Origin of the sequence: Methanobrevibacter sp. (assembly GCF_017410345.1) — an archaeon.
Lineage (GTDB): Archaea > Methanobacteriota > Methanobacteria > Methanobacteriales > Methanobacteriaceae > Methanobrevibacter.
Window position 1 is genome coordinate 20761 of record NZ_JAFQQZ010000052.1, and the last position, 6957, is coordinate 27717.

Below are 6957 nucleotides of genomic sequence, written 5' to 3' on the forward strand. Positions count from 1 at the left end.
TAATCAAATTTTATAACTATTTTTGTATCTATTTTTGATATAAGGCCACTTCAGATATCTAAAGTGACTATAGCCCATAGCCTGTGACTTTAATATTATATTTTTTTATTGATTTGATAATTATTTTAATCCGAATTCCAATTCAGGATTGAATATCGAATCAAAACTAAAACTCATATCATAGCCAGATTTCTATCTATTTTATATTATACTATAGTTTAGCCTTGGCTATGTTTTATTTGCAAACAAAAACAAAAAACAATTATTCTAAAAATAATTACGTCAAAAATATAGAGAGGAATGATATAAATGGCAAAGAAACAAAGACGTAGAGTACGTGACACTTGGAAGGAAAAATCTTGGTATACCATCAAAACTCCTGTAGCATTCGGAGACAAAGAAATTGGTACCACCCCTGCAAGAGACCCTGAACTTGTATACGGAAGAACCGTGGAAGTAACCATGAGAGAATTAACCGGTGACTTCTCAAAACAATACATCAAATTACAATTTGAAGTAAACGATGTAAACGGAAACATCGCAAACACCAAATTCACTGGACACAAAACCACTACTGATTACGTAAGAAGCATGATCAGAAGAGGAACCAGTAGAATCGATGCTCCTGTTATCGTAACTACCGCTGATGAACGTAAATTAAAACTCCATGTATTAGCTGTAACAACCAGAAGAGCTAAATCTTCCCAACAAAAATACATGAGAGAAACCATCAACGAATTAGTTACCAAAGTAGCTTCAGAAAAAACCTTTGATGAACTTGTAGAAAACTCTGTAAACGGTAGATTAGCTTCTGAAATTTACCACAAAGCTAAAAAGATCTATCCTCTTAAAAGAGTGGAAATCATCAAAAGTAAAGTATTAGAATAATTCTAATATTTTATTTTTTCTTTTTTTACTATTTTTATTACTTTACTATTTTTTTACTACTTACTATTTTTATTATCTATTTTTATACTAATCCCACTAATTTTACTGATTCTTGCCCTTTTATAACTACTTCTTAAGGAAAAACTATTTAAATAAGTTAGTGAAATTATTTAAATAAAAAACATAAACATTTAATAAAAATTAGAAACTAAATTATAACTAGATTAATAAAAAGTTATATGAATTAATCAAATTATACTAATTATATTAGAAGTGATTCTATGCAAGAAGCTTTTGTAATAAATTGGGGATATGTAATACTTCTGTTTATTTTAGGTGGAATAAGCTATAAGCGAAAAAGCTTAGACTTATTAGGTTCCTTGATAATGATCTTTATGGGAATTACAATCATCTTTTCAGCAGGAGTGAAATGGTTCATCTTAATCGTATTGTTCTTTGTTTTGAGCATATTCGCTACAAGATTTTCAAAGCCTTACAAGGAAGAGATCGGGCAGTACGAAAAGACAAGAACCGCTAAGAATGTAATCTCAAACGGTTTGGTTGCATTTTTGATGGCAGCATTCGGAAGCTATTACCTTCCTTTGGCAGGAGGATTCATTGGAGCGGTAGCTACAGCTACAGCAGACACATTAGCCAGTGAAATCGGTGTTCTTCAGGAACCTCGCCTAATAACCAGTTTCAAGAAAGTTCCTGCAGGTACCGATGGTGCAATATCAATCTTGGGAACTTCAGCAGCAATTGTAGGTGCAGGAATAATTGGAATCGCTTCATTCTTACTGGGAGTCATTCCAGACCCTTTAGTGGCCATTAAGATTTCAGTGATTTCAGGAACTTTAGGCTGCTTCATTGACAGTATCCTTGGAGCTGTTCTTGAGAGAAGACATTACATAAACAATGAACATGTCAATTTGCTTGCTACCATTTGCGGAGCAATCATTGGTATTGTTTCAGTAATGTAATCAGAAGAATCATACAAATTAAACTTATTTTTATTTTTTTCTAAAATTAAATTGAACTTTTTTTAATTTTTTTCCTTTTTCAATCCTTTTTTAATTATTTTTAATTAATTTATAAACTGACCTTAATAATTTCTTTTTTAAAATTCAATTGAAAAAATCCTTGAAAAAATCAAATAAATAAAAACAAATTTTATATGCCTATAAATTCATATATCTTATTAATAGTAAATATTATAATTTAATATTGCTTTTTAAATTATACAGAATTTTATTCAAATACAAAACCGATATAAAATAAAAATCTAAAATTAATAAAAAATCTTTTAAAAAAAACTTTATTTTAATTTCTATTTATCGTGATGGTGAAAAAATGAAAGGAATGGTATTAGTTATGGATGGGATGGCAGGCCGTCCCCTAAAAGAACTTAACAATCAAACTACACTTCAAGCAGCTAAAACCCCGAATATGGACAAGATGGCTGAAAGAGGAATTACCGGATTGATGGATTCAATCGCCCCTGGAATCATCCCAGGAAGTGACACAGCACACTTATCCATCTTAGGCTACAATCCTTATGAAGTCTACACCGGAAGAGGGCCGTTTGAAGCGGTTGGTGTCGGTGTGGATGTTATTCCTGGAGACATCGCATTCAGATGCAACTTTTCAACATCTGATGAGGAGGGAATCATTACAGACAGACGTGCCGGAAGAATCAGAGATGGAACCGATGAGATCATAGCAACATTGAACACCATGAAGCTTGAAGGGTATGAGGATGTTGAAATCATCTTTAAGGAATCTACCGGACACAGAGCGGTTTTAGTGCTTAGAGGAGAAGGATTGTCCGGCAAAGTAAGTGATGCAGACCCTAAGGTTGAAGGAAACAAGCCTAAGATAGTCAAAGCTCTTGACGGAAGTCCAGAGGCACAGAAAACTGCAGATATCCTAAACAAATTAGTACCTAAATCCTATGAAATGACCAAAGACCATCCGGTAAACCTTAAAAGAATAGAAGAAGGCGAAGCGCCAGCAAACATAATCATTCCTCGTGGTGCTGGAGAAGTGCCTGAAGTGGAATCAATCAACGATAAATATGAAGTGAATTCAGCATGCATTGCAGAAACCGGACTTATCATGGGTATCGGTCGTTTTGCAGGAATGGACATCATTGAAATGGAAGGCGTCACCGGTGGAACCGATACAAACCTTGAAAACATCAGGGACACTATCCTTGACCAAGTAAACAATAGTGACCATGACTTCTTCCTCATTAACATTGACGGTGCAGATGAGGCAGGCCACGATGGAAATGCAGAGGAAAAGGTAAAGTTCATAGAAAAAGTGGATGAGGTTGTAATGAGCGAACTCCTTAAATTGGAAGACTGCTATATCTTCCTGACTGCAGACCATTCAACTCCTATCTCCGTTAAAAACCATTCCGGAGACCCTGTCCCTATATTAATCAACGGTCCTGAAGTCAGAGTGGATGATGTGAAGGAATACAATGAATATGCGGTAGCCAAAGGTGGCATGTGCAGAATCAGAGGCGCTGATGTGATGAACATCATTACTGACCTAATGGGCTATGCGCATAAGTTCGGAGCTTAAATCATTCTATAGGGAGAGTAGATCATGACAAATAAAAAACTGTTTGGAACTTCTGGAATCAGAGGAGTAATCGGTTTGGAAGTTAACTCAGAATTGGCATTGAAAATAGGGAAATCCCTTGCCAAATACTTGAACAACACTGGAAAAGTTGTTATCGGATATGATACCAGAACCACCAATAGAATGTTGGAACAGGCCATTACTGCAGGGCTCATTGAACATGGAGTGGATGTGATCAAAATAGGAATGGTCCCAACACCTCTTGTAGGTTATGCAACATTGAAGCTCGACGGCGATGCAGGAATAATGCTTACCGCTTCCCACAACCCATCACAATACAACGGAATCAAACTTTGGAACAAGAATGGAATGGCTTACACTCCTGAACAGGAAGAAAAAATCGAAGAGATATATTATAATGAAGATTTCGGCAAAGTGGAATGGGACAAGATAGGAATCATAAGCCATAACGATGAGATCAAGAAGCAGTACATTGATGATTTATTGGATATCATAGATATCAAGCCTGGACTTAAAGTGGTCATTGACTGCGCATGCGGTGCAGGATCAGAACTTTCACCACTCATATTCAGAAAAGCGGGATGTGAAGTAATCACTCTAAACTCACAGGTTGACGGATTCTTCCCAGGAAGAAACCCTGAACCGAATGAGGCAAACCTTTCAAGCCTCATGAAAGCAGTTGTGGCAACCGAATCAGACCTTGGAATCGCCCATGACGGTGATGCTGATAGAATGATTACTGTTGATGAAAAGGGTAACGTTTCTGACTTTGACAAGCTTCTTGCTCTTGTATCCAAGAAATTCGGCGGAACAGTCGTTACCACTGTTGATGCAGGATTATGCATGGACGAGGCTATGGCTGAAGTGGGAGGAAAGGTCCTCAGAACCAAGGTCGGAGATGTGAACGTTGCAAATGTCATGATTGAGGAAGATGCAAACTTTGGTGGAGAGCCATCAGGTACCTGGTTGCATCCGGACTTTTGCATGTGTCCGGACGGAATATTGTCAGGGCTTAGAATGGCTGAAATAGTTTCCAAAGAAGGAAAATTATCCGAACTTTTAGAAGAGTTCAAAGACTATCCTAACATCAGGGAAAAGGTCATATGTTCCAAAGAGGAAAAGATAGCAGTTATGGAAAATATGGAAGATCTTCTATCCAATGCCTTTGATGACATTTCCGAAATCAATACAATCGATGGTGTTCGATTGACCTTCAATGATGGAAGTTGGGTTTTAGTAAGACCTTCCGGTACCGAAGATTATGTAAGAATAACTTTAGAGGCCAAAACCGAAGAAAAGGCCGAATACATCAAGGATACATGTACTAAAATCATTAAAGAGAATATCTAATTATTCTCAATTTTCTTTTTTTATAAAACAATTATTAGTTTTAGTTATTACGAATTAAATTTTTTCAGATGAAAAACTTAATAAGAAAATAAGAATGATAAAAATCGAATAAGAAAAATAGATAAAAAATAAAAAAAGAAACTAGTTTGAGTAATACCCAAAACTAGTGAAAAGAATTTTGATCAAAGTTTTTTAAAAGTTTGGAGAATTATCTGAAAATTTATTCATCTTCAGTAATAATTCCTTCAATACCTGCAGCACATTGAGGGCATACCCAGTCATCAGGGAAGTCTTCGATAGGTCCTGCTGGTACTTTGTAAGTTTCATCTCCGGTTTCTGAGTCCCAAGTGTATTCACAATGCATACATACATATTTTACCATATAATCACCTTTTTTTAATTTAATAAAAGATTAGTTAATTAACTATAATTCTAATATGTACTAACTTATATAAAAAACTTTATTAATTAATATGATTCTATAGAAGTCGAACAAATTTTATACAATCATATATAATATATATTATAACAATTATTAAAAATTTAAAATATTTTAAATAATTATTTAAATGAATAGAAAGTAATATAAAAATAAGGTATCTATTTTTGATTTAAAAATATTAAAGGAATAATAAAAAAATATTTTTTTATCAAATTATGGAAAGTTTTAAACACAAAAATCTATTAAAAAATTTTAAAATTATTCGATTATAGTAGCAAGGGAGGAATTAGGTGAAAGCTATTATTTTAAGTGCAGGCGAAGGGACAAGAATGAGACCTTTAACTCTCACAAAACCTAAGACAATGTTGCCTGTTGCCGGAAAGCCTATCATACAATATAATATAGAGGCACTGCGTGATTGCGGTGTGAAAGACATTCTTCTTATTGTAGGATATAAGGAAGAGATTGTTAGGGATTACTTTAAGGATGGTTCCGAATTTGGAGTAAACATCAGCTATGCCACCCAAAGCAAATTGGAAGGAACAGCAGATGCGATTGGCTATGGAAAAGACTTCATTGAAGACAGCTTAATTACACTTAATGGAGATATTATTTTAGATGTTGATATCATCAATGAAATCATTGAGGATTATGAAAAATCAAAGCCAGATACGTTAATGGTACTTACTGAAGTTGAAGACCCAAGTGCTTTCGGTGTTGTTGAATTGGACGGAGACAAAATAATCAATATTGTTGAAAAGCCTAAAAAAGATGAAGCTCCAAGCAATTTGATCAATACTGGAATATACATTTTCAATAAGGATATTTTTGATAAGATTGACAAGACTGAACTTTCTCCAAGAGGAGAATATGAAATTACAGATTCCCTATCCCTTCAAATAGCTGATGGAAAAGTGGTTAAAGGACATAAGACCACCAAGGAATGGATGGACATTGGAAAGCCATGGGAATTAATTGAAATCAATGAGGAATTGCTTAATCATATTGAAGGGGAAATCAAGGGAACCGTTGAAGAGGGAGTTACCATTCATGGAGAAGTATTCCTGGATGAAGGCAGCCTCCTTCGTTCTGGAGTTTATATCAAAGGTCCTGTATACATTGGAAAGAACTGTGATATTGGACCAAACTCATACATTAGAGGAAATTCCTACTTCGGAGACAATGTCCATATTGGTAATGCAGTGGAGATCAAGAACTCAATCATTATGGAAAACACCAATGTAAGCCATTTAAGTTATGTTGGAGATTCCATCTTAGGTTCCAACTGTAACATTGCAGCTGGAACAAACATTGCTAACTTGCGTTTTGACAATAAAACAGTTAAAACCACTATTAAAAATAAAAAAACTGATACAGGCAGACGTAAGTTAGGTGCAATTGTAGGAGACTCTGTAAAGACCGGTATCAATTCAAGCTTAAGTCCGGGAGTTAAGATAGGAGTGAGAGCTACAATCGGTTCTGGTGTTCTATTGTATGAGGATTTAGGTTCTGACATGAGAGTATTGGTAAAGCAAGAACATATAATCCAAAACAAAAAGGAAAATGGGCAGATCTCTTTAGAAGAAGTGGAAGAGAATAAAGAATAAAACAATGAATAATCATATTTATTAATTCAATTAATAAAAACAAAATTAATAATTAATTAA

The 6957-nt window shown here is 34.6% G+C and carries 6 protein-coding genes; 5 read left to right on the forward strand and 1 reads right to left on the reverse strand.

Going from position 1 to position 6957, the window contains the following annotated elements:
• The first annotated feature begins 309 nt into the window (after positions 1-309).
• The 4 genes from IJE13_RS07660 (at position 310) to glmM (ending at position 4848) form a co-directional block, all read left to right on the forward strand.
• Positions 310-888, forward strand: coding sequence for a 30S ribosomal protein S3ae (locus IJE13_RS07660; protein ID WP_292778961.1), 579 nt, complete (start codon positions 310-312; stop codon positions 886-888).
• A 281-nt stretch (positions 889-1169) separates the two neighbouring features.
• Positions 1170-1868 carry a TIGR00297 family protein gene (locus IJE13_RS07665; protein WP_292778964.1) on the forward strand — a complete coding sequence of 233 codons (699 nt, stop codon included), beginning with the start codon at positions 1170-1172 and terminating at the stop codon, positions 1866-1868.
• Between the two features lie 370 nt (positions 1869-2238).
• Positions 2239-3477 carry a 2,3-bisphosphoglycerate-independent phosphoglycerate mutase gene (locus IJE13_RS07670; RefSeq protein WP_292778967.1) on the forward strand — a complete coding sequence of 413 codons (1239 nt, stop codon included), beginning with the start codon at positions 2239-2241 and terminating at the stop codon, positions 3475-3477.
• A 24-nt stretch (positions 3478-3501) separates the two neighbouring features.
• Positions 3502-4848 carry a phosphoglucosamine mutase gene (gene glmM / locus IJE13_RS07675; protein WP_292778970.1) on the forward strand — a complete coding sequence of 449 codons (1347 nt, stop codon included), beginning with the start codon at positions 3502-3504 and terminating at the stop codon, positions 4846-4848.
• Positions 4849-5068: 220 nt separating this feature from the next.
• On the opposite strand, the gene IJE13_RS07680 is transcribed toward glmM, so the two are convergent.
• Positions 5069-5230: a rubredoxin gene (locus IJE13_RS07680; protein WP_074798578.1), complete on the reverse strand. Its 162-nt coding sequence runs from the start codon at positions 5228-5230 to the stop codon at positions 5069-5071.
• A gap of 350 nt (positions 5231-5580) precedes the next feature.
• On the opposite strand from IJE13_RS07680, the gene glmU reads away from it, so the two are divergent.
• Entirely contained in the window at positions 5581-6897 is a 1317-nt protein-coding gene (gene glmU / locus IJE13_RS07685) for a bifunctional sugar-1-phosphate nucleotidylyltransferase/acetyltransferase (protein ID WP_292778976.1), read from the forward strand.
• The last annotated feature ends 60 nt before the right edge of the window (positions 6898-6957 follow it).

Excerpts from the sequence above, each read along its gene's own strand:
- IJE13_RS07660 (WP_292778961.1), top strand. The coding sequence starts at position 310 with ATGGCAAAGAAACAAAGACGTAGAGTACGTGACACTTGGAAGGAAAAA.
- IJE13_RS07665 (WP_292778964.1), top strand. The coding sequence starts at position 1,170 with ATGCAAGAAGCTTTTGTAATAAATTGGGGATATGTAATACTTCTGTTT.
- IJE13_RS07670 (WP_292778967.1), top strand. The coding sequence starts at position 2,239 with ATGAAAGGAATGGTATTAGTTATGGATGGGATGGCAGGCCGTCCCCTA.
- glmM (WP_292778970.1), top strand. The coding sequence starts at position 3,502 with ATGACAAATAAAAAACTGTTTGGAACTTCTGGAATCAGAGGAGTAATC.
- IJE13_RS07680 (WP_074798578.1), bottom strand. The coding sequence starts at position 5,230 with ATGGTAAAATATGTATGTATGCATTGTGAATACACTTGGGACTCAGAA.